The following is a 22,182-nucleotide window of genomic DNA, read 5'->3' as shown; positions in this document are numbered from 1 at the left end:
GTCCGCGCTGTGAGCAAAAATTTTGACATCTCGTCCAACAACGGAAGGAGCGGTGATGGGAGACACTCATGACGATCCGACGGATCACTCCCGGACCACGCAACCGCACGCGGGTATTACGATGAAGGACAACTTTTTCTGGCCGGGGTTGATCCTGCTGGTCGTAGCGACGGTCGCGCTGATCAGCACGGCGGCAACCGCTGCCTACCGGCATTACGAATGGCTTTCCACCACGGTGCTCATCGCCGTTCTCGCCGCGGTCGCCGGAACGCTGTGGTTCGTCATGGAGAATCGCCGCGTGACCCGCATCGATGCGCAGTGGGACGCCGCGCACCCAGGTAGTCGGACGCTTCCGCGCACTCGCTGATCACAACTGAGCCCTCGACAGTGATGTCCAGGGACGTCCGAACCGCAACATCCGCGCAGTTGTTATCATCTTGTCCTGCAACATGTCGCGCATTTCTGTCTGTGTCGATAATCCTTACGGGTGCAGCGTCCCGCATTGTGCCAACCGTTTTCGAGGGCCGTAGAAGCAGCCCAGAGAGGCTCCCAATGAGTGCGGTCGTCCAGAGACACGCCGAAGATCGGTGTCGAGGAGCTTCGGCCGGGATCCGGCCAAACGAAGCTTGAGGTTCTTCGCCTTCTCGCGACCCGGTTATCGCGACGTGAGATCGCCGGCCGGCTATACGTCTCGCTCAATACCGTAAAGAGCCACCAACGCGCGGGTGTACCGCAAGCGCCGCGTCGAGCACTGCAGCGCCGCGGTCAGCCGGGTGCAGAACTCGGCCTGTTGTAATTCGCCTGCCCGCACCCCCGCCAGATGTGGTCGGTCACGAATTTTCGCGTCGAGAGCGCCTCACATCAATCACCCGGGCGAGCAGACAATTGGGGTGATGACAATTCACCCCACGCGGGGGCAGCGTCATAAATCTGCCCACGAAGGCATAGGCGACCTCGCCCGGTGGGCAGCTTGGCTGCCGATTTTCTGACACCGCGGCCAGGGCCACCATTGACAAGTTATGCGTCGCCGCGTCTCCGATTAGCGGCCACGCCTACGGAAGGTGATTGCCGGGTGCCCGAGATCGATTCAAGGGGGCGCAAACAGTGTCGCCAACCCTTCTAGATGTGTCCCGATGGCAGTTCGTCATCACGATCGTCTTCCACATGACGTTCCCCGCCATCACGGTCGGCTTGTCGGTGTTCTTGACGGTCGTTTATGGTCTGCACCTTCGCACCGGTCAGGTCATTTACTTGCAGATCTTTCGGTTCTGGAAGCGAATATTCGCGGTGGGGTTCGGGCTGGGGGTGGTCAGCGGAACCGTGATCACCTTCGAGTTGGGTTTGAACTGGGGGCGTTTCGCCAGCGCCACCGGGCCCGTCTTGGGGCCGATCATCGGCATGGAGGTGGTGAGCGCGTTCTTCGTCGAAGCCGCGTTCATCGGCGTGATGCTTTATGGCGACGGTCGAGTCAAACCGCGAACGATGTTCGTGTCGTGCTGCATGGTTGCACTGGGCACGGTGTTGTCGACCCTTTGGATCCTGGCCGCCAATTCCTGGATGCAGACCCCGGCCGGTTACCGCAGGGACCACGGTCGGTTCGTGCCCGACAACTGGTGGTCGATCATCTTCAACCCGTCGTTCTCATTGCGCTTCCCGCACATGCTGTTGGCCGTGATCATCTCGGCCGCCCTGTTTGTCGGCGGAATCGCGGCCTATTACCTCATCAACCGGCGACACGACGAGTTCGCTCGGCGCACGTTTTCCATCGCGCTGGGAGTTCTTGCGCTGCTCATCCCTGTCCAGTTCTTCTACGGCGACAAAGTCAGTTTCATGGATGAAGACCACCAGTTGGCGAAGTTCGCTGCGTTCGAGGGCGATTGGGATTCGACCAACACCGGCTACAACCTGATCGTGATTCCTGACCAGCCACATCAGCGCAACCGAATGCAGATCAGCGTCCCCAAGATGGGCAGCATGATCAGCGGCGACCTGTCTGGCCACACACCGTTGCCCGGCCAACACCAGATTCCCCGGGATCGACAGCCCAATAGCTGGTCGGTGTTCTGGGGATTCCGGGTGATGTTCTACGCCGCCACTGTCATGCTGTTCGCCGCGATCACCAGCGTAGTGCTGCGGCTGCGAGGCCGGCTGTTCATCGCGCGCTGGTTTCACCGGTTGATGCTGTGGCTGACACCGCTGGGTGTCGTTGCCATCATCGGTGGGTGGGTGACGGCCGAAACGGGACGCCAGCCCTACCTCGTGTACGGGATGCTGCGCACCGATCAGGGCGTCTCCCTTATCGCCTCACCCGCGGTCCTCGCCTCGTTCTTCACTTTCCTGGTCTTGTATCTGGCGCTGTTCGGCGCCTGGATCATCTATGTGGTGCGGACGGTGCGGCGGGGACCTGACCCGCACGATCTGGAGATCGGGCCACCAGGTTCAGCGTCCATCGCCGACGATATCGCCGCCGTGGAGGCGTGATGGCCGCAACGATTTCGTTTTGCTTGGTGCTCGTGTTCTGCCTGGGCATGTACGTGGTGCTGGATGGATACGACCTCGGCATCGGGATGCTGTTCCTCACCGAACGGGACGTCAATACCCGCCGTGAACTGATCGAGGTGGTGGCGACCGCATGGGATGGCAACGAGACGTGGCTGATCCTTTTCGGGGTAACGCTTTTCGGGGGCCTACCCACCGCCTATGGCGCCGCACTGCCCGCGCTGTACGTGCCGATCGTCGTGATGCTGCTGGCGCTGGTGTTTCGCGGCGCAGCAATCGAGAGGGTATCCGACACGGTCGGCGTGCCCCGAGGGTGGGGCTTGGCGTTCGGCGTGGGATCGCTGGTTGCGGCGTTCGCACAAGGTGTAACGATCGGCGGGGCACTTAGCGGGATCGCCGTCAACGACGGTCAATTCTCCGGCGGCACTTTCGATTTCATGACCAGCTATGCCTTGCTGACGGGTGTCACCACGGTCGTGATGTACTGCGCCGCCGGCGCGGCGTACGTCCAGCTGAAGACCACCGGCAATTTGCGGGCCCGGGCTGCGTCGCTGGGCCGTCTGCTCACCCGGGCTACCGGCATCCTCACGCTCGCTTGCGCGGCACTGTTGGTGCCATTGACACCGGTGCGCATCGGTGCGGCGGGTACGGCGGCGAACGTGCTTGCCGCTATCGCCGCGGTAATGGCGCTGGCAGGTCTCACCACATCGCTGTGGGCGTTCGGCCGTCGCCCTGACGAGCGTCCCATGATCGGGATCGTTGCAGCCGAAGCATTCGGCTTGGTGGCGCTGGCATTGCTGTATTACCCGACTGCGCTGCCGCCCGGCCTCACCGTGGATCAGGCCAAGGCGCCGGCGGGCACACTGAACTTCCTGATGATCGCGTCGACCCTTAGTCTTCCGGTCTTGCTGTTTTTCAGCTGGTACGCACATCGGGTCTTCCGGGGGAAGTACCGCGAACCGTCGGCCACTGTGGCCCTGGCCGGATCGGGCCGCGTCGCCTCGACGGCGTCCTACAGTCCGGCTCAGCCTGGACGGCATCCCAGGCAGAGACCGAAAATGCTGCGCTGGGCCGCAAATCTCATGTGGATCGTTGTCGGGGTGCTGATTGCCGCAGTCAGCGTCGGGGTCTTTAGCAAAACCCCGACCGGCCTCGTCATAACCCTCGTCGCGCTGGTGTTGATCGTCATCGGCGGAGCCGTGGTGTGGTTGCGCGACGAGTTGCGGCACGCCGATGCCGAATAGCGACGCCGTGGCCGAAATCGGCCAGGCCCAACACATTCGGATGCACCAACTGGGTGCGCCGGGCCACGCCGACTTTCGCCGGGCCACCCTCGCCAAAGCGGTCGCGTCCGCTCTCTTGGTCTCACAATGGGCAACTTTCGTCGCCGTCGTCGCCGCGGCGTACCGCGGTGACGGACGAAACGGGTTATGGGCTGGGGTGGCGCTCTTTTTCGGCGTCGCGATCGCCCGGGTCGCATGCGAGACCTGGGCGCGCAGTCACGCCGACGCCGGTGGTGCGGCCGTCACCGCCGCGGTCGCCACTGCAGTCCTCGACCGAGATCTCGGCGCAAGCATGTCGGACCCGACAGCGCCGGCACACCGGGCGGTCGAGTTGGCCAGCCAGATCGGTGAGCATCATGCCCATTTCACGCCGGCACGTCGCGCCACGCCATGGTGCTGCGCGGTAATCCTGATCACCGCTGCGGTCGCGCATTGGCCGGTGGCAGTGTTGCTGGCCGCCGCAACCCCGATCATCCCCGTCAACGTGCGGATGGTCGGGCTGGCCACCCACGACGCGGCGGCACGCCAACTAGCTGCCACCAGAGCCTTGTCCGCGCGGCTGTTGGACCGTTTTCGCGGTCTGCCCACGCTCAGCACGCTAGGCGCCATACCGGCGGAGCAAAGGTCTATCACCAAAGCCGGCCGCGACCTCAACCGGGCGACCATGACCGTGCTGCGCCGCGCACTTGTGGCCGGTGCGGTGCTCGACGTGGTGATCACCCTCGGCGTCGCGATCACCGCGATCTATTGCGGCTTCACCCTGCTCGGATATGTCCACATCCCCGGCTCCGGCGCTCTGACTTTCGGACGGGCCCTGTTCGTCTTGATGCTGGCACCAGCCTATTTCGCCCCGCTACGCGACCTCGGCTCCGCCCACCATGCGCGGGAACAAGCGGTCGCCGCGGTCGCAGCACTGGCTGAATTGAGCGCGTCGAAAACGCCCATGAGAGCGAACGTGATTCGTCACGCGCCACGAGTGACGTTGGCTGGGATCTGTGTGCGATATGGCGCGGCGCCCGTTTTGGATTCCGTGGATGCGGTCATCCCGGCCGGGACCAGCGTGGTGGTGCGGGGCCGGTCCGGCGCGGGTAAATCGACACTGCTCGCCGCGGTGGGCGGGCTGATCCAACCCGCATCCGGACTGGTGCAAATCGACGGGCGGCGTCCGCAGCCCGGAGCGGCGAGCTGGATCGGGCAGCAAACCGTGATCCTGCCCGCAACGCTTGCCGACAACCTGCGGCTCGGCAGCGCCGACGCCCGCCCAGCAGCGTTGTGGGATGCTGCCGAGCGGGCCGGGTTGGGCACGTTGCTCGCTCGGCTACCAACTGGATTTGATGCCCCGATCGGTGAACGCGGCTGGGGGGTGTCGACCGGCGAGGCGCAGCGGGTGGCCATTGCACGCGCCTTGCTGCGCGACGCGGGCCTGTGGTTGCTCGACGAACCGACCGCGCACTTGGACGCCGAAAGTGAAGCGGCACTGGTCGACACGCTGGTCGAGGCGGCCCGCGGTCGTACGGTGTTGATCGCCACTCATTCGCCTGCAGTTGCCGAGATCGCCGATCAGCAATGGGAGATCGTCGATGCGGATTTGCTGGTGACCCAAGCGTGTCAATCGGTGCCGTCGTGACAGCGCTGCGGGACTACTTGGGCCTACTTGGTGGTAAGACCCTCGCTCGCCTGGCGGCCACGGCGATCCTGTCGCTGCTCGCCTCGGGCGCGACCGTCGGCTTGCTCGCGCTGTCGGGCGGATTGATTGCGAGCTGCGCGATCGCCGGTTCGGCCACTGTCTTCTCGGTCTATGCACCCAGCGGCGGTGTGCGAACATTTGCACTTACCCGAATCCTGGCGCGGTACGGCGAACGGCTCAGCGCTCACGCGATCAGTCTGGAGTGGCTGATTCGGCTGCGCCGCAGACTGTTCGTCGACCTCGCGGCGCTCCCAGTCGCCGCGCAGCGGCGGTTCGCATCCGGCGAGCTACTCGACCGCGCAATGGCCGACGGCGACGCGGTGGTCGAAGCATTGCCCGGCGCCGTACTGCCGCTTGCCGCGAACGCGGTGACGGTGGCCGTCAGCACGACCGTCGTTGCGGCGATCAACCCGCTCGCCGCAACCCTCCTCGCGGCGGGAGCCGCGGTGATCGTCGCCATGGAAACACATGTCAGCCGGCGGCAACGCCGCCTCGCCGCCGATGTTGCCCGCAGTCGCGGCGCGGCGCGCGCACAGCTGATAGCGGCAACGGTGGCGGCCAACGAACTCGTTTCACTCGGCGCAATTGCCGAAGTGCGCACCACGGTGGCGGGCCGGATCGCGTCTGCGGCCGTAAAGCGCACCGCCGCCGATCGTTTCGACCGGTGGGCCGCGGCAGCCATCTCGGTGGCCCAGGCGGCGACGATACTCGTTGTAGTGGTTGCTGTGCTCATGACACCAGAAATTTCGCTGCCGAGGGCCACGCTTCTTCTGCTGATGACCATCGCCACCGTGGATCTATTCGCAGACACGCACCGTCAGTTGCGGCAGCTGACCGGATCGGCAGCTGCGGCAACCAGGCTCGCTTTGGCTGCACCAGCAAAGGGGGAAAACCGGCCGGCGCCTTCTAACGCCGGGACGGCGGGGGTGCGCATCGATATGCCGGCCACCGGCATATCGGCGCACCCGGGCGAGACCGTCATCGTGCAAGGTCGTTCCGGATCAGGGAAAAGCACTCTGCTTCAACGTATCTCGGACCGTAGCGATGACATCTTGCTCGACGGCCAGCCATCACACGAGCTTCCTGCCCGCGCTGTCGTCCTGGTCGCAGCCGATGAGCCACTGTTCTGCGGAACCGTCGCGGAAAATCTCAGACTCGGCGACAGCGACCTGGACGACGCCGAGATGCGCCGATTGCTGGGTGACGCGGGTCTCGGCGAGCTCACGCCCGACACCGCGGTAGGCCAGGGTGGACGCGCCATGTCCGGCGGCGAGGTGCGCCGCCTCGCGGTATTACGTGCCCTGGTGGCCCGGCCCCGCCTGCTGCTGCTCGACGAACCGACAGAGGGTCTGGACGCATCCACCGCACAACGAATGCTTGGCCTGATACGAGAAGAGCTGCCGCACGCCACGGTGATCGCCGCGATACACGACCGCCACCGCTCGCACCTTGCGGGTGCCGCGCATCGTGTCGTCGAGGTTGGATGACCGGACCGAGTTAACCCCGCTACCCCACCGCCAGCTAGGACTGGCCCTTCATGGAAGTTGTTCATCAAGAGCACATTCGACGAGGCGATGCGGCCTGAGCAGGTCGTCTGCGTTCCAGGCCGCAGTCGTCTGCAGAACCGGGGCGTCCGCGGCCCGATGCTGACCGGGCGGCGAGCGGCGAGCGTACCGGCCGAGTTCACCCGGGTGAATTGCGCGCGTGGATGAGGACAACTCACCCGCTGCGTAGCGATAGTGGTCGCTGACCTGAGCCGCGGCCGCAAACCGCCTGGGTCACCGTCTCGGCGCCGAACCCCTCCGCCAAGGAAGGCAGTGTGAGTTCGGCAGCGGCGATGCGGTGAAACGACACACGCAGAACGGAGACAGCAATGTCACAGAATGAGGCCACCGTTATGAGGACTGATGGCCCCGGAAAGTCTTTACCGACCGGCATCGCGCCCCTGGTCGCGCGGTATGGTCTGGTGATAGTCCTGGCCTGGTTCGGCGCCATGAAGTTCACTTACTATGAATCCCACGGTATTTCACATTGGGTGGCCAATAGCCCATTCATGAGTTGGATGTACCACATCATATCCATCGACGCCTTCGGTCGATTGAACGGATCGATAGAATTGATTACCGCAGGACTGCTAGCCGTCAAGCCGTGGTACCCGAAGGCGTCCGTGGTGGGCGGCATATTCGCCTCGCTATTCTTCGTGACCACGCTGAGCTTCATGATCACGACGCCCGGCACCGGCGAGGCGTCTGCTGGGGGTTTTCCCATTTTGTCCGCCGACGGGGAATTCTTGATGAAAGACATTGCGCTCCTCGGCTTGGCGCTGTGGCTGCTGGCGGACGCGATTGACGCAACCCGCAGACAGGCGAGGCTCGCCGAAAAGTACTGAGGCAAGATGTCCTGATCGCCAAGTGTTGCGTCGATATCCTCCGCGCCAACACCCCCGGCTCCGGTCGCCGCAGCTATGAGATGGTCACGATCCCGATCCGATTGGACACGCTCAGCGGCGATCCGGCGGTCGTGATCCGCGCCATCGGCATCGTCAAGCGCACCGAGCTATTGGTGGCCATGGGGTTTGAGGTCGCTGACCGATTCAAACAGCGCACCTCGGTGTTTCATCACGATTTCGGGGGTGTCTGCCTCACCGCAGAATCACCGGTGGCCACGAGGCGATTGCCGCTGTGCCGCTTCCGCTCCGAGGAATGGTAGGTATCAGCAGCGTCCCTTCCGCGCAGTGGAAGTGACGCACCGCGCTTCTAGTTTCATGTGTTGCATTCAGCCGGGGGTGGGCGCCGGTTGTGCGCGATCCCGAATCGTCTCGTCTGGGAAGGCATCACGGTAATTCACCCGGGCTAACAGGCGGTGGGGGTGATGACGATTCACCCGACGCGGGCGCAGTCTCATGGAAAGAGATGTCGTCGGGCTGAGGACCACGTCACAGCTGTAGCGCAGCGGTCCAGCAGTCGCCTAGGCAAACCGGGAAGGGAACCAGGACATGCCCACAGGCTTCGAAATTAATATGGTGCTCGGTAGCGCCTTGAACTCCTCAGGTCCGTGTGGTCATGCTCAGCGCGGTGTCGCCGAATCGATCGACGTCGCGGTTACCGGCGCCTATCCGAGCAACCCAAGGGCGCGCCGCGCAGACCGGTGGCTTCTGACATGAAACGTGCCATTGCGCGATTGGGGTCATCGACCACGCTGAACTTCGCGAGTCGTGGTTCGCTGGCGCAATCGCGCGCAACGACTGACTCGCCGATCATCTCGGACGACGACATGGCATGGTTACTGGTCGACGCGGCGCCTTCGTGTCTGACCGGTTACGAACGCACGAATGTGTTCGTCGAATTAGGCTGCGGGGAGAGTTTTCTCGCGATAAAGCGTATCCTCACCGCCATCCTGTCTAACCAAATGACAATGCCGGTGACGATACTCTCAAAGCTGACCTGCTGGCTGAATGGCTATGCCGGTAGCCCAGAGGAGGCGCGGCTGCGCATGACGCTTGCCGTCATTCGTCTGCAGCAGTCCGAGGCGGTTTAGGTGGGCACGGCCGGAGGCATCGACCTCGCGAGTTCGACCCCACTGTCCCGGCGCGCAAATCACTGCGAAGACTCAACGGGCAAGCGCCGCTATGTAAGTGGGACAAATAGGCCGGTTCAATCACAAGAGCCCGTCCGACCCGACGCATTCGAAAGGGATGGCGATGACTGAGGCTTACGTTTTGGGGGGTGTGCGAACCCCGTTTACCCGCTATGGCGGCACACTGTCGGGTATTCGCGCCGACGACTTGTTGGGTATGACTATGAAGGGCGCCTGCGACCGACTGGGTGTGCCGCTCGGCGCCGTCGAAGACATCGTGGCGGGTTGTGTGAATCCCGCTCACGAGGGCATGGGCGACGTCGCCCGGTGGGCAGCGCTGGCTGCCGGTTTTCCTGACACCGCGGCTGGGGTCACCGTGAACAGGTTTTGCGGATCTTCACTCACCGCGGCGGTGACCATCAGCCACGCGATCAAGGCCGGAGACCTTGGCCTGGGCATTGCCTGTGGAGTCGAGTCGATGTCTCGCTCGGGGTGGGCGTTGATGAAAGGCGACGCCGCGTTCAGTCCGCGGGGCCCGGTCCTCATGCTCGACACCATGTGGAGCGGGGCCGGCGGGCCGCCCAACCCGGTGTTGCTGGCCCGCAACGCTTACATCAGCATGATCGAGACCGCGCAAAATGTCGCCGACCGCTACTCACTGAGCCGCGAGGAGATTGACGCCTTCGCATTGCGATCCCAGCAGCGGGCTAAGGCCGCCCGCGATCGAGGACGGCTAGCCAAAGAGATTATCCCCGTGACGATCCCGGCGACGAAAAAGACACCTGCCCGGCGGGCAGAACATGATGAGTTCATCCGCGATGACACCACCGCCGCGGCGCTGGCGGCGTTGCCCGCCCAGCCCGGGACTACCCAGATGACGGCGGCCAACTCCTCGCCTTTGAGCGATGGTGCCAGTGCCGTGGTCATCGCTTCCGGTGAACGAGCCAGCGAACTCGGCGTCAAACCGTTGGCCCGAGTGGTGTCGAGCGCGGTCTATGGCATCGACCCCCTGATTATGGGCGTAGCCCCTGCATGGGCGATCCCTGCTGCGATCCGCCGGGCAGGACTTAACCCCGAGCAGATCGACGTGTGGGAAGTCCACGAGGCCTTCAGCGCCCAGGCGCTGGGCGTGCTGCGGGAACTGCCAAACCAGCTGGACGGTTTCGTGGTGCCCGATGACAAGTTGACACCCAATGGTGGCGCGGTCGCGATCGGACATCCCTTCGGAGCCACAGGAACTCGTTATTTGTTGACGCTGGCGACCGAGCTGCGTGAAAGGGACGCCCAATATGGGGTTATTGGGATCTGCATCGGCTCCGGCCAGGCAGTAGCAGTGGTTTTGGAAAATGTCGGCGCACAATAGGAGACGTATGCTCGGACACGGCCCGAGATTTTGACTGTGGACCATTTCGACATCGCCATCATCGGCACCGGGTCTGGCAACACCATCCTCGACGAGCGCTATGCTGACAAACGCATCGCGATATGCGAGCAGGGCGTGTTCGGCGGCACCTGCATCAACGTCGGCTGCATCCCGACGAAGATGTTCGCCTATGCCGCTGATGTGGCGCAATCCGCCAGAGATTCACCACGATTCGGTGTTGATGCGCGCGTCGACGGTGTCCGCTGGAGTGAGATCGTCTCGCGAGTATTCGGCCGCATCGACCCACTGGTGATGAGTGGCGAGCAATACCGGCGTTGTTCGCCCAACGTAAAGATGTTCACGAGCCACACTCGGTTTGCCCCGACCATGGACAACGGTCGCCACAAGCTCCGCACCGATGACGGAGACGAATTTTCCGCCGACCAGGTTGTGATCGCCGCGGGCGCCCGCGCCACCGTTCCGGACGCCATCGCCAGGTCCGGGTTGCAGTATCACACCAGCAACACGATCATGCGCGTCGCGAACCTGCCCGAACACCTAGTGATCGTTGGCGGCGGTTTCATCGCGACTGAGTTCGCGCACATCTTCTCGGAACTGGGGTCGCGAGTCACGCTGGTCATTCGTGGTGGCACGCTACTCAGCCAGTGCGACGACGCCCTGTGCGCGCGCTTTACCGATATCGCCGGCAAGAATTGGAGTATCCGGAGCCGCCGCAACGTGGTCGGCGGCACCCAAGACGACTTCGGGATGACCCTGGATCTTGACGATGGTTCGCGGCTTCAGGCTGACGCCTTGCTGGTATCGACCGGGCGGATCCCCAACGGCGACTTGCTCAATGCCGAAGTGGCCGGGGTGAAGGTCATCGACGGGCGGGTGATGGTGGATGAATATCAACGCACTACGGCCCGTGGCATATACGCACTGGGCGATGTGAGTTCGCGATACCAGCTAAAGCACGTAGCCAACCATGAGGCCCGCGTGGTCAAGCACAACCTGCTGGCCGACTGGGACGACACCGCTACGCTCATGCGGGCCGATCACCGTCACGTGCCGTCGGCGGTGTTCACCGACCCGCAGATCGCGATGGTTGGGCTCACTGAAAAGGCCGCCCGCGCGGGCGGTTACAACGTCAGGTCGAAGGTGCAAGATTACGCAGACGTCGCCTATGGATGGGCGTTGGAAGACACGATCGGCTTCGCCAAAATCGTCGTCGACGATGACACCGGGCAGATCCTCGGTGCCCATATCATGGGCCACCAAGCCGCGCTACTGATCCAGCCCCTGATCCAAGGGATGCGCTTCGGCCTAACCGCCCAAGACATGGCACGCGGTCAATACTGGATCCACCCGTCTCTATCTGAGCTCATTGAGAATGCGCTGCTGGCGGTATGCGGCGAGCCGCCTTGGCCACCCCGCTCCGACACTGACAATGTCTCACCGGCCCCGAGCCACCGGCTGCCGGCGCGACGATCGTAAGGTCCGCGGTTTTGGCAACGGTCGGAAACGACCCATTTCAGTTGTGCCGCAGCTGAAACGCGGGTCGCCCGCAGACATGGGTTGCTGGTACATGGGCGGCCATTCGCCTCGGCCACACCCCTCGTTGTTTTCACCCGGGTGAATCGGTCTCGAGGGTGATGCCATGTCACCCGGCCCGGCAGCACGCTCATAGTCGATCAGCGTTGCGGTTCCTTTCGTGCACGGGTCCCCATCAAAGCTGCCGTGTCTCGCCGATGGGTTCGCGGGACACCATGGCCAAACCACAACCGCGTCGGACAAAGAAGAGGCACTAACCGGTGAACCCCAGAACAGCACTGCTACTTTGCAATAGACAGTCGGCGCGGCATCGTTTCAGCAGTCGGGTCTCCGTGCACGTCGACGCCGAGGCCCAAGCTCGATCATTACTCAAATTCGATCAGGCACCGATCTCGCTCGGCTTGTACCCGTTGATCCGCGACCGCCATCGCCGCATCGTCCTCACTGGTATGGGCGCCTCGCATTTTGCCGCCCTGCCCAGCTGGCGACGGCTCGTTGCCGCCGGCAAATCCGCGTGGTGGGTCGATACGGAGACTCTTCTGGATAATCCGCAACTCGTCACCTCCGACTCGTTGCTGATCGCCACGTCACGGTCGGGCTCGGGCAGGCATGCACTCGCGTTGACCAGTCGGCTCGGCCGGACCATGAAACCGGCAGCGATGGTCGCGATCACCGACGACCCGGCCAGTCCCCTCGCCGCGGTTGCCGACTGTGAAGTTCTGCTGCGTAGCGAGGCATCGCGCAGCCCGACAGGATTTCTGAACGCGCTGATAGTCCATGAATATGTCGCCTCGATGATTCTCAACCAAGACAATGACGATGTCTCTGGTACCGCCCGCGTTGTCGCTACCGCGACGTTGCCCGCCGAACTTCGCGAAGTGGCCGCTGATGTCGCGGCCCAGCACGAGTCACGGTTGGCTTACGCCGGGTGCGACGGGCACGCCGCCGCTGCTCTATACGCAGCGTTGCTCACAACCGAGGCGACTGAGATCGCCGCCGAAGCCCACATCACCGGACAACATCGACGCGACCTCGTGCGGCGGGCAAATGAACAGCTGACGGCTGTCCTTTTCGGTTGCCACAGCCACCCCAACGCGGCCTTGCACGCGCTGGCCGATGATCTGATGGCAGCGGGATCGAACGTGGTCGTGCTCGGGGGTGCCGGCATCCCCGGCTCGACCCATATCCCCAGTCCCACACGCGACGTCGGCGCTGAAGTCGCTCACAACGTTATGGTCATCGAGCACTTTGTGTCGGCCTTGGCCGGTTGAGTCGGCAAAGCGTTGATGGGGTCCGCGGGCCGGGTGCGTGATGTCATCGTCGTCGGGTCAGGCCCCGCCGGCTACACCGCGGCGATTTACACCGCGCGAGCCGGACTGGACACCCTGGTCGTGGAGGGCGAGGTGCCCGGCGGTGCGCTGATGGCCGCCGGACCGGTGAACAACTACCCCGGTGTCGGCCCGTGCGTGTGCGGACCCGCGCTGGCGGCTGCGATGCGCGACCAGGCACAGCGCTTCGGAGCCGAGCTTCACCCAGGCGAAGTAGACCGATTCGATCTCCACGGCGAATTCAAGACCATCGCCATACGCGACGACCTGCACCATGCTCGCGCCCTGGTGCTCGCGATGGGCTCGGCCGGCCGGCCGCTCAATGTGCCCGGCGAGCGTGAGTTCTTCGGCCGCGGCCTTAGCAGCAGCGCAAAACTCGACGGTGCGCAGTTCACCGGCTCCGAGGTCGCCGTCATCGGTGGCGGCGACGCCGCTGTCGAAGAGGCGCTCTATGTTGCATCGCGCGCCCACCGCGTGACCCTCGTCCATCACCGCCCCCGGTTACGGGCGTCGGCCATCGCCGTCGCGCGGCTTCGCGCTCATCTGAATGTCACGATCCTGACGTCCACTGAAGTGCTTGCCGTGCACGGCAAACACCATGTCACCGGGCTGCGGTTGCGCAACACGCAGCGCGCCGTCGACTACGACATCGACATCGCCGCGGTGTTCGTCGCCGTCGGACAAATCCCCCGCTCTGGCCTATTGAAGGGAGACGTCGAACTCGACACCCGCGGCTATGTGCGAATCCGCGACGGTACCAACCACACCTCGGTGGACGGCGTATTCGCCGCCGGGGACCTGATCGACCGACGCTACCGCCAAGCGATCACCGCCGCGGCCACCGGCTGCGCGGCCGCACTCGACGTCCAGCGCTGGATCAGTGAGTCACAACCTCGCACCACACCGCAGTAAAATCAGGGGTCTGCACAGCGTCATGCCAGCTGCCACGCATCCGGACAGCTTAGCCATCACCAATCTCGACCCTGATGCACTTGCCCCGTCGAACTGCTTGCGCACCAAATCTATTCAGCTCAACGAACTAAGAAGCTCGCGACATGCCTTCTCGCAGCGGCGGCACACGCCGGCGCAAATGCGGCAGTGCTCATGATTCGTTGAATGCAGATCGCACTCGTCAGCGCATGCCTTGCAAGTAACCGCGCATGCCTCCAGCACCCCACGGGTGACGTTTAGATCGTATTCGGTACGACGAGACAGTACACGGCCGGTGGTCACGCACACGTCAGCACAGTCGAGGTTTGTGCGAATGCATTTCGTGAGGTGTGCGACCCGTTCTTCGGCAAGGTCGGCGTCCGAGCACGCCGTGCAGGCTTGGGCGCACTCGATGCAGGTTTCGATACATCGGATCAGCTTCGCCCTGTCAATGCGACCAAGCCCCGCGGGGTAGGTCTCCAGCATGCTGGTCACGGTGCCCATAAAACCCTGCCCCAATCTGGCTGAAACCGACAATATCTGTGGCGTAGATCAACAGCGTTGACTGGGACACTCAACCCAGTACTCCCGGGTGACTGTCGCACCAACACATCTGGGATGTTGTCTTCAAACATGTCAACTCGCTTGTGCGAACCAGCGCTAACACCGCATTACACGCTCAACGCGAAATCACTACGCTATAAAACTAATTCGAGAACGACCCCGATCACGTTCTCCCATCCGTTTGCAGGATCGAGATCGCGCCTTTGGCTTCGAAGATCGCCAGGTGAATACGATCAGCGCCTTCGTGTCCGTGCTGCCGCAGCACGGCCTCGAGGTCGGCAATGGTAAGTCCGCATCGACGCAAGTTTCGCCCGTCGACCGTTCCGTTGCGGATCAGCACTTTCAGCGGCGGATCTATGAAACGTCGAATCCCCGGAATGAAGCGCAATCTCGCTAGTACGGCGTGGGCGGCAAGAAGGCAGATGAGCCCCACCGTTGCGCTGAGCCACGAGGTATCGCTGGCGGTAGCAGCCCGACCGACGATTGCTCCGGCGGCGACGGCAGCGATCCAGTCGAAAGGAGCGAATTCGGCGAGTGTGCGGCGCTCCATGAAGCGAAACAGGATCGCTGCCGTGAGGAACAGCGCCGAAGTTTTGATGCCGGCATCGATGGCACCGGGTGCATCACCGATCAGGGCATGCAATATTCGGTCCACGTCTGCCTCCGTTTGAGGTGTGAGTCATCCACCTTTTTCGGCCTTTGGCAGCCGGGCCGGTCGGCGGCATTGCCGGCTTCGCGACCTAATATCACTGTCTAGCTGGATCCGACGACGGCCACGACCTCGATCTCGACGCGTTGGTCGGGCAGTGCTAAGGCCTTGACGCCCACCGCGGTCCACAGCGGCAGACTTTCGTCGAACCGCTTGCGAAACTGGTCCACCATCACCGCCATGTGTTCATCACCAATGGAATCGGCGGCCGTCGGCACGTGGTAGGAGTGGATGTTGACGACGTCGCTCCAACTGGCGCCCGCCTCAGCCAGGGTCTTCTCGACGTTGTCGCACGCCTTGACGATCTCCTCCTCCAAGGACGTGGCCGACAAGGTGAAGTCCGCCTCCCAACCGCCTTGCCCAGAGATCTCGATGCGATCTCCGATGCGCAGAGCTTGCCTGTACTGGTTACGAGTGCGGGCGATCTCGCCGTATCCCGGTGTGTCGAAGAATTCGGGCTTGGCCATCGGTTTTCCTCTCGTCATTGATTGTTGGAGCGATGGTTGTTGCGACTGATGCGCTGTCCGTGCCGCGCGATCGGTCCGGGTGCAGGTCGCCGACTCAGATCAACGACCACTATCGGCGCGCAAGGGGTGAGATGTCGTCATCCGGACGTGCAATTCACCCGGGTGAGAGACGAACGAGAAGACGGATCTGCGGTGCAGATTCTCGACCGTACGCGCGTGGCGAGCCGGCATGCGTGGTCGACTCCCCGAGATGCAGCAATCCTTTTCGTCCCGACTCGTCAGTTCTCGTCGCCTCCGGATGTGGTTGGGCTTTCGTCCCGGATGGCTGCGGTGGCCGCCGCGTCCTCCACCATGACCTGATTGGCGGCGCGTAATACAACGCGCACGTCGCCGGCGGGTATGACCGCGGCGCCGGAGGCGTCGGCGAAAACGTAATCCCCGGGCCGGACAGCCACCCCGGCGACCACGACCGGCCGGTTCACCTCGTACGGCGTGACGACGTCGCCGCCCCATCGGGTTGTTTCGCCCCGGCAATAGATGGCGAGGTCGTAGAGTCCGAGCTCGGCGAAGTCGCGCAATCGCCCGTCGGCGAGAATGCCCGCGAGCCGATGGTTTTGAACACGCGACAGCTTTGTCGCACCGCCCAGTGATGCATCGGTGTAGCCGTTGCTGGCCAGGACGAGGACCCGTCCGACGGCGCCGCCTTCGATGGCGTGGTAGAACAGGCTCTTGAAGTTGTAGCGCTCGGGCGGGAGAGCGGCCCGGCAGGCCGGGAAGTAGGACATGGTCACGGCGGGACCGAAGAGCCGGCGACCGGGCGTCGGACTCACCAAATCGAGCAGATGGCACCGATGCCGGTGCCGCCGCCCCATGGCGTCCACGATGTCGGCGGTTCGCACGCGGCTGGCGAGTGCGGCCAGGGACTCCATCAGCGTGCTGGGATCGCGACACGCCAGGACTGGGCGCCGCCGAAGTCGAGCCACACGTCGGTGGGCGTCTGCACCAGCCGGGCCAGGACGTCCCCGCAGCCCGGGCAGCGCACCACGATGCCAGGCCCGCGCTGATAGACATGACTCTCGGCGAAGGCCCCGACGCGACAACATGTCCCGCAGGTCAATGTCGCGGTGGTGACATCGAATCCCAACACTTCCGCGAAGGCGCCCGCGGCCGCATTACCGTCGACGTGCGTTGGCTCGGTCATCATTCCTCGTTCCTGGACTAGTTGCTCGGCCCGAAGCGCTCGGTCCGGATGGCTGACGGCCGATGCCCCTGCGCGATGAGCTTCGCGGTTGCCGACTCGACGAATCCCGTGGGTCCGCAGACATAAACGCGCGTGCCGCCATCGGGGGTCCACCCGGTCGGTGCGAGGTCGCCGGAGCGGACCCGGCCGGGCGGCCGAGCGGTCTCTGACGCGGCCGTGCGGGTGTAGACCAGCGCGGTCTGCAGCCAACCACATTCGCGCTCGAGCCGGTCCAGCTCTTGGGCGTAGTACACGTCGGCGGGGCTGCGCACCGAATAAACCAGCCGAATTTCGGCGGTGCCGGCCACTACCCGCTCTCGCAGCATGGCCATCAACGGCACGATTCCCGATCCGCCACCGACGAGCAGAACCCGACACTGCTCGTCGGGCCGCCAGACGAACCAGCCGCCGATGGGTCCGCGAAGTTCGATCTCGTCGCCGGCGGAAAGCCCGACAAGATAGGGCGAAACCTCTCCGTCGTCGATCCGCTGCACGGTGAGTTCGATGCGCTCACCGTTGACCGGCCTGCTCAGTGAGTAGCTGCGCTGCGCGGTGTACCCGTCCTCTGCCGTCAGCTTGAGATCAACGTGCTGGCCGGCCAAGTGGCCGCTCCAGCCTGGCACGGTCAGCCCGATCGTTTGCGCCGACTCGGTCTCCGGTTCAGAGTCCACCACACGCGCGACTCGCCAGCGCAGCCTCGGCCAAGCGTGGACGTCCATGAACGTCGTCAATCCCCGGCGTAGCGTTGCTCTTGCCACGGGTCGCCGTAGCTGTGGTAGCCCAACCGCTCCCAGAATCCTGGCGCATCGTTGTCACGCAGCTCAATGAATTTCACCCACTTCGCGGACTTCCAGAAGTACAGATGCGGCACCAATAGCCGCGCCGGACCACCGTGCACCGCGCTAAGCGGTGCGCCCTCGTACGCGTAAACGATCCACGCCTTGCCACCGAGCAGATCGCCCAATGGAAGGTTGGTGGTGTAACCGCCGTAGGAACCGACCAGCGCGAATCTGGCTGCGGTGGTGGTCGATTCGAAAAGTGTATCCAGGGAAACGCCTTTCCATTTCGTGTTCAGCTTGGACCACGTGGTGACGCAGTGGATGTCCACGTTGAGCCGCTCGCTGGGCAGGAGTTTGAGCTGGGCCCAAGTCCAGGACTGCTCGGCGCCGAGTTCGTCGCGAATGGTGAACCGCCAGTCATCGAGATTGATTCGTGGAGTCGGTCCTGCTTGCAGGACGGGGAAGTCCGCGGTCAGATGCTGGCCGGGCGGCAGCGCTGCGGCCGATTCAACGCGACGTCCGTGAAACCCTCTGTTGACGACAGCCATTGGCGCTCCGTTCGTGGTGGTGATCATTCCGACAAAGCGGGCGTTGGGTCAGCGATCGGGATAGGACGGCGGATCACATCGGATGCCGTTGTCTTGCGCGCCGCCCGGCCGGCGTGGGAGCAAGCAAAGTTGAGCATCATTCTGCCCCTGCCGCGGTTGGTAGCTCGAAGGCTTCACTGGTGAATTGGGCGTCGACACCGGAAACGAATCCCATTGACAGCACCGTGCGCGCGAAGAAGACGTCGGTGAGGTAGGCGAGTGCGACCGCCCAGCGGTTGACGAACCGGGGAAGCGCGTAGAGATGGTAGGCCCGGGTGACAAACTTCGCGGGATAGCCCGATAGGTGCACGCCAAGCGGGTTGGCGACGGCATAGCGCGGACCCAAGTCGACCACCAAACCCTTATCGCTGTGCCGGTAGTCTTTCCGCGCGCCATAGCCGAGACTCGCGGCGACGTTGCGGGCCAACGTTTTACCTTGGCGTGTCGCGTGCTGGGCAGTGGGTGGGGCGATCTTGCCCGGCCGAGTTAGATCCGGGACGGCGGCGGCGTCGCCGGCGGCAAATACCTCCGGGTGGCCTGGTACCTGCAAATCGGCCCGTACCTTCAGTCGGCCCCGCTCGGTTTCCAAGCCCAGCGTGGCGATCAGCGGTGACGGAGTCACGCCGGCCACCCAGGCTACCGTGTAAGTATCGATGCGGGAATCATCGCTGAGCACAACATGATCGGCGTGAATCTCCTTGAGCGTCGTGCCCAACCGCACATCGATTCCGCGAGAGCGCAGCACACGCATCGCCGCATTGCCGAGTTTTTCCCCCACCTCGGGCATGACGTGGTCAGCCAAGTCCAGCAGGACAAACCGCACCGATGCCCGATCGAAGTTCATCTGCTTCGCCGCCGCATCCGCGAGCGCGCGCAGCTGCGCAGTCAATTCGGACCCGGAATACGACGCACCCACAACGACAATCGTGCGTCGTGCGGCCGCGCGAGCCTCGTTTTCGTCGGCGCAAGCCAGTTCCAACTGCTCGATGACGCGGTCACGCAGATACAGCGCCTCGGCCGTCGACTTCAGCCCGTGCGCGTGGGTGGCCAAGCCGGGCGTATCGAACAGCCGGGTTACCGAGCCTGGTGTTAAGACCAGCCGATCCCACGATCGCGTTCTGACCCGGCCCTCCGGATCGGTGAACGTGAGCATCTGCCGATCGAGGTCAACGCTGTCGACGCGGCCCCGCACCGCCTGCACGCCCTTGAGCGTTCCGGCCAGCGGTACACAGACAAACCGCGGGTCGACCAACCCACCGGCCACGTCAGCCAGCAATGGTGAGTACTGCAGGTAATCGACGGGCGAAATAATGGTCACCTGCACGTCCGAGGCGCGGGCCCTACCTAACCGTCGGGCCAGTCGTCGCGCGCACTCGAAGGCGGCGAATCCGCTGCCGACGATCACAACGGAGGTGGCCGGCTCGGTCTTCGCCGATTGCCGGTGAAGTGGGACCGTGTTCATATGTGCTCTCCTGTTTGACATTCCGGTGGTGAGCGTCGCCTGCCCCTGGCCCATCTGTCATCACCCCTGCGCACGAATCACCCGGGTGATAGTGCTCAATCTGGGATCCCTGAGTTCGACTGGCTGTCCCTCATTCGCCTATTCAGTTCGTGCATCAGTTCAGATCGTCGTGTGCGATGAGCCGACGCGCCGCCTCGGTGATCGAGCCGGACAGCGACGGATAGATCGCAAGCGTCTGCGCCAGATCGTCCACGGTGATGCGGTTTTGAACGGCAAGCGCGATCGGCAGTATCAGTTCGGAAGCGATCGACGCGACCACGACGCCGCCGATTACCACGCCGCTGTCCTGCCGGCAAAATAGTTTGACGAAGCCCTGACGCAGCTCCGACATTTTGGCCCGCGCATTGGTTTTCAACGGCAGCGTGACGACACGCGCCTGAATCGACCCGTCGTCGATCGCGGCCTGCGAGACGCCCACCGTCGCGACCTCGGGGTGGGTGAACACCGTCGCCGCGACGGTGCGCAACCGGAGCGGATTAACGGCTTCGCCGAGCGCGTGATACATCGCGATCCGGCCCTGCATCGCGGCGACCGAGGCTAACGGCAGAACGCCTGTGCAGTCCCCCGCAGCGTAAATGCCCGCGGCCGATGTCCGCGACACCCGGTCGACGGCAATGTAATTGCCGGGTCCTGGGTCCATGCCCACGCGCTGTAAACCTAGCCCGCCGGTGTTGGGCACTGACCCGAGTGTCATCAATGCGTGGCTGCCCTCGACGGTGCGGCCGTCAGTCATTGCCACCAACACCCCGTCGTCGGTGCGCCGCACGGATTGTGCCCGGGCCCTTTTGAACAGGTTGACCCCGCGTTGGGCGAACGATTCCTCGAGCACCCGTGCGGCGTCGGCGTCCTCGTAGGGCAGCACCCGGTCACGGCTGGCTACCAGCGTCACGGCCACACCGAGTTCGGTGTAGGCGTTGGCGAATTCGGTGCCGGTCACCCCGCATCCCACCACGATGAGGTGCTCTGGTAACGAGTCCAGGTCGTAGAGCTGGCGCCAGGTCAGGATGCGCTCGCCGTCGGGGCGCGCCGACGGCAGGATCCGGGGGCTGGCACCGGTGGCGATCAACACAACATCGGCATCTCGGGTCGTCGTGCTGCCGTCGCGGGCTGTCACCTTGACGCGGTGACGCGCCAGACCGGGAGCCGCATCAACCAGTTCGCCGCGGCCCGCGATCAATTCGACACCCATGCTCAGTAGCTGCGTGGTGATATCCACGGATTGTTCGGTAGCGATCGTCTTGATCCGCTGGTGGATTTCCGCCAAACAGATATTGGCGTCGTGGGTGTGGATGTCGAAACCCAGGCTGGTTGCCCGTCGCAGTTCGGTGCGCAGCCCCGTGGAGGCGATAAAGGTTTTCGATGGCACGCAGTCGCACAGCACAGCAGCGCCACCGACTCCGCCGGAATCGACGACGGTGACGCTGGACACTGCGAAATCTCGCGCAGCTGCAACCAATGCCGCTTCGTAGCCGGCGGGGCCGCCGCCGAGGATCACAATGCGGGTCACCACAGCTCAAATTTCACCAACTGGCCGGATGGCAGGTTCATCAGAGCCGCCATCCCCCACCGGCGCTGGCGTCTTCGTCGACGACGATATGGATGGCGGCTTCCTCAGCCGAGGCGGCACCGCCGTCAATGCCGACGTCGTGGGCAAGGTAATCCGTAGCAGGATCCGTAGGGTCGACGTCGAAGGCGACCAACCGCCCTGCGCGCACGTCGCCAACCTGATCGTCGATCGGCTCACCATCACTGTCGGCGCTATCACCGATTCCGTCGCCATCCCACTGATCGGTCACGTCGGGCACCTCACGGGCCAGTCGGCGCGCCAGACTTTCGTGGGTCCGCGCTTCCCTCGCCGTCAGCCCCCACGCCCTCAATTCACGTGGCCGTTCCGGGGGTGAATAGCCTTCGTCGAAGTCGATGCCAGTTTGCTCTGAGTCCAGGCTTTCTTCTGGTTCGAGCAGATGAGCCTGCACATCATCGAATTCAGACATCCCCATCGGCGCCGTCTCCATCCGTATCTGCGAGGTCCTATTAGCGCTGCGAGGTCCGTCGTTGGGTTGAACAAGGGCATACAACCGCGCAGCTGTGGAC

23 protein-coding genes are annotated in these 22,182 nt (G+C 63.8%); 13 read left to right on the top strand and 10 right to left on the bottom strand.

The genetic code is table 11. The annotated features are described in order from the left end of the window. Positions 1–55: 55 nt before the first annotated feature. From usfY to A5686_RS05440, 13 genes are all read left to right on the top strand, one after another. On the top strand, positions 56–367 hold the full coding sequence (gene usfY / locus A5686_RS05495; protein WP_197520482.1) for a protein UsfY: 312 nt from the start codon (positions 56–58) through the stop codon (positions 365–367). Positions 368–556: 189 nt separating this feature from the next. Further along, complete coding sequence (locus tag A5686_RS27070) at positions 557–796, top strand: LuxR C-terminal-related transcriptional regulator (protein WP_231986294.1); 240 nt, start codon at positions 557–559, stop codon at positions 794–796. A gap of 329 nt (positions 797–1,125) precedes the next feature. Next, positions 1,126–2,481 (top strand): cytochrome ubiquinol oxidase subunit I, encoded by a 1,356-nt coding sequence (locus tag A5686_RS05490; protein WP_197520481.1) that lies wholly within the window; start codon positions 1,126–1,128, stop codon positions 2,479–2,481. Then, positions 2,481–3,743 carry a cytochrome d ubiquinol oxidase subunit II gene (cydB, locus tag A5686_RS05485; RefSeq protein WP_067931914.1) on the top strand — a complete coding sequence of 421 codons (1,263 nt, stop codon included), beginning with the start codon at positions 2,481–2,483 and terminating at the stop codon, positions 3,741–3,743. Before A5686_RS05490 ends, cydB begins: the two co-directional genes overlap by 1 nt. Next, positions 3,733–5,409 (top strand): ABC transporter ATP-binding protein/permease, encoded by a 1,677-nt coding sequence (locus A5686_RS05480; RefSeq protein WP_067931911.1) that lies wholly within the window; start codon positions 3,733–3,735, stop codon positions 5,407–5,409. Before cydB ends, A5686_RS05480 begins: the two co-directional genes overlap by 11 nt. Next, positions 5,406–6,956, top strand: coding sequence for an ATP-binding cassette domain-containing protein (locus tag A5686_RS05475; RefSeq protein WP_197520480.1), 1,551 nt, complete (start codon positions 5,406–5,408; stop codon positions 6,954–6,956). The genes A5686_RS05480 and A5686_RS05475 overlap by 4 nt, the downstream gene beginning before the upstream one ends. Positions 6,957–7,342: 386 nt before the next feature. Further along, positions 7,343–7,858 carry a YkgB family protein gene (locus tag A5686_RS05470; protein ID WP_067931907.1) on the top strand — a complete coding sequence of 172 codons (516 nt, stop codon included), beginning with the start codon at positions 7,343–7,345 and terminating at the stop codon, positions 7,856–7,858. Positions 7,859–7,938: 80 nt separating this feature from the next. Further along, positions 7,939–8,178 (top strand): hypothetical protein, encoded by a 240-nt coding sequence (locus A5686_RS05465; protein ID WP_067931906.1) that lies wholly within the window; start codon positions 7,939–7,941, stop codon positions 8,176–8,178. A 450-nt stretch (positions 8,179–8,628) separates the two neighbouring features. Beyond that, the gene (locus A5686_RS05460) at positions 8,629–9,006 is read left to right on the top strand and encodes a tryptophanase (protein WP_231986293.1); all 378 of its coding nucleotides are present in this window, start codon (positions 8,629–8,631) and stop codon (positions 9,004–9,006) included. A 163-nt stretch (positions 9,007–9,169) separates the two neighbouring features. Next, positions 9,170–10,408: a thiolase family protein gene (locus tag A5686_RS05455; protein WP_067931935.1), complete on the top strand. Its 1,239-nt coding sequence runs from the start codon at positions 9,170–9,172 to the stop codon at positions 10,406–10,408. Positions 10,409–10,444: 36 nt separating this feature from the next. After that, on the top strand, positions 10,445–11,905 hold the full coding sequence (mtr, locus tag A5686_RS05450; protein ID WP_067931904.1) for a mycothione reductase: 1,461 nt from the start codon (positions 10,445–10,447) through the stop codon (positions 11,903–11,905). A 389-nt stretch (positions 11,906–12,294) separates the two neighbouring features. Then, on the top strand, positions 12,295–13,233 hold the full coding sequence (locus A5686_RS05445) for an SIS domain-containing protein (protein WP_067931901.1): 939 nt from the start codon (positions 12,295–12,297) through the stop codon (positions 13,231–13,233). Between the two features lie 15 nt (positions 13,234–13,248). Further along, positions 13,249–14,202 (top strand): NAD(P)/FAD-dependent oxidoreductase, encoded by a 954-nt coding sequence (locus A5686_RS05440; RefSeq protein WP_067931899.1) that lies wholly within the window; start codon positions 13,249–13,251, stop codon positions 14,200–14,202. A gap of 114 nt (positions 14,203–14,316) precedes the next feature. Here A5686_RS05440 and A5686_RS27820 read toward each other — a convergent pair whose 3' ends face one another. The 10 genes from A5686_RS27820 to A5686_RS05395 form a co-directional block, all read right to left on the bottom strand. After that, positions 14,317–14,724, bottom strand: coding sequence for a four-helix bundle copper-binding protein (locus A5686_RS27820; RefSeq protein ID WP_082947494.1), 408 nt, complete (start codon positions 14,722–14,724; stop codon positions 14,317–14,319). Positions 14,725–14,947: 223 nt separating this feature from the next. After that, complete coding sequence (locus tag A5686_RS05435; RefSeq protein ID WP_067931897.1) at positions 14,948–15,439, bottom strand: DUF421 domain-containing protein; 492 nt, start codon at positions 15,437–15,439, stop codon at positions 14,948–14,950. Positions 15,440–15,537: 98 nt separating this feature from the next. Continuing rightward, positions 15,538–15,960: a Rid family hydrolase gene (locus A5686_RS05430; RefSeq protein ID WP_082947493.1), complete on the bottom strand. Its 423-nt coding sequence runs from the start codon at positions 15,958–15,960 to the stop codon at positions 15,538–15,540. A 278-nt stretch (positions 15,961–16,238) separates the two neighbouring features. Next, positions 16,239–16,889, bottom strand: coding sequence for an RraA family protein (locus A5686_RS05425; protein WP_067931893.1), 651 nt, complete (start codon positions 16,887–16,889; stop codon positions 16,239–16,241). Continuing rightward, a complete protein-coding gene (locus A5686_RS05420) occupies positions 16,889–17,164 on the bottom strand; it encodes a DUF6510 family protein (RefSeq protein WP_082947492.1) in 276 nt (91 codons plus the stop codon). The genes A5686_RS05425 and A5686_RS05420 overlap by 1 nt, the downstream gene beginning before the upstream one ends. Positions 17,165–17,178: 14 nt before the next feature. After that, positions 17,179–17,919, bottom strand: coding sequence for a ferredoxin reductase (locus A5686_RS05415; RefSeq protein WP_067931891.1), 741 nt, complete (start codon positions 17,917–17,919; stop codon positions 17,179–17,181). A gap of 8 nt (positions 17,920–17,927) precedes the next feature. After that, positions 17,928–18,527, bottom strand: a complete 600-nt coding sequence (locus A5686_RS05410) for a molybdopterin-dependent oxidoreductase (protein WP_067931931.1) — start codon at positions 18,525–18,527, stop codon at positions 17,928–17,930. Positions 18,528–18,663: 136 nt separating this feature from the next. Continuing rightward, the gene (locus A5686_RS05405; RefSeq protein WP_067931889.1) at positions 18,664–20,028 is read right to left on the bottom strand and encodes an NAD(P)/FAD-dependent oxidoreductase; all 1,365 of its coding nucleotides are present in this window, start codon (positions 20,026–20,028) and stop codon (positions 18,664–18,666) included. Between the two features lie 154 nt (positions 20,029–20,182). After that, the gene (locus A5686_RS05400) at positions 20,183–21,598 is read right to left on the bottom strand and encodes an NAD(P)H-quinone dehydrogenase (protein ID WP_067931887.1); all 1,416 of its coding nucleotides are present in this window, start codon (positions 21,596–21,598) and stop codon (positions 20,183–20,185) included. A gap of 37 nt (positions 21,599–21,635) precedes the next feature. Further along, positions 21,636–22,103 carry a DUF5709 domain-containing protein gene (locus A5686_RS05395; RefSeq protein ID WP_067931885.1) on the bottom strand — a complete coding sequence of 156 codons (468 nt, stop codon included), beginning with the start codon at positions 22,101–22,103 and terminating at the stop codon, positions 21,636–21,638. Positions 22,104–22,182: the final 79 nt, after the last annotated feature.

Origin of the sequence: Mycobacterium sp. E2479 (assembly GCF_001667925.1) — a bacterium.
Taxonomy (GTDB): domain Bacteria; phylum Actinomycetota; class Actinomycetes; order Mycobacteriales; family Mycobacteriaceae; genus Mycobacterium.
The sequence above is the reverse complement of the archived record's forward strand: the minus strand, read 5'-3'. Positions and strand labels throughout refer to the sequence as shown.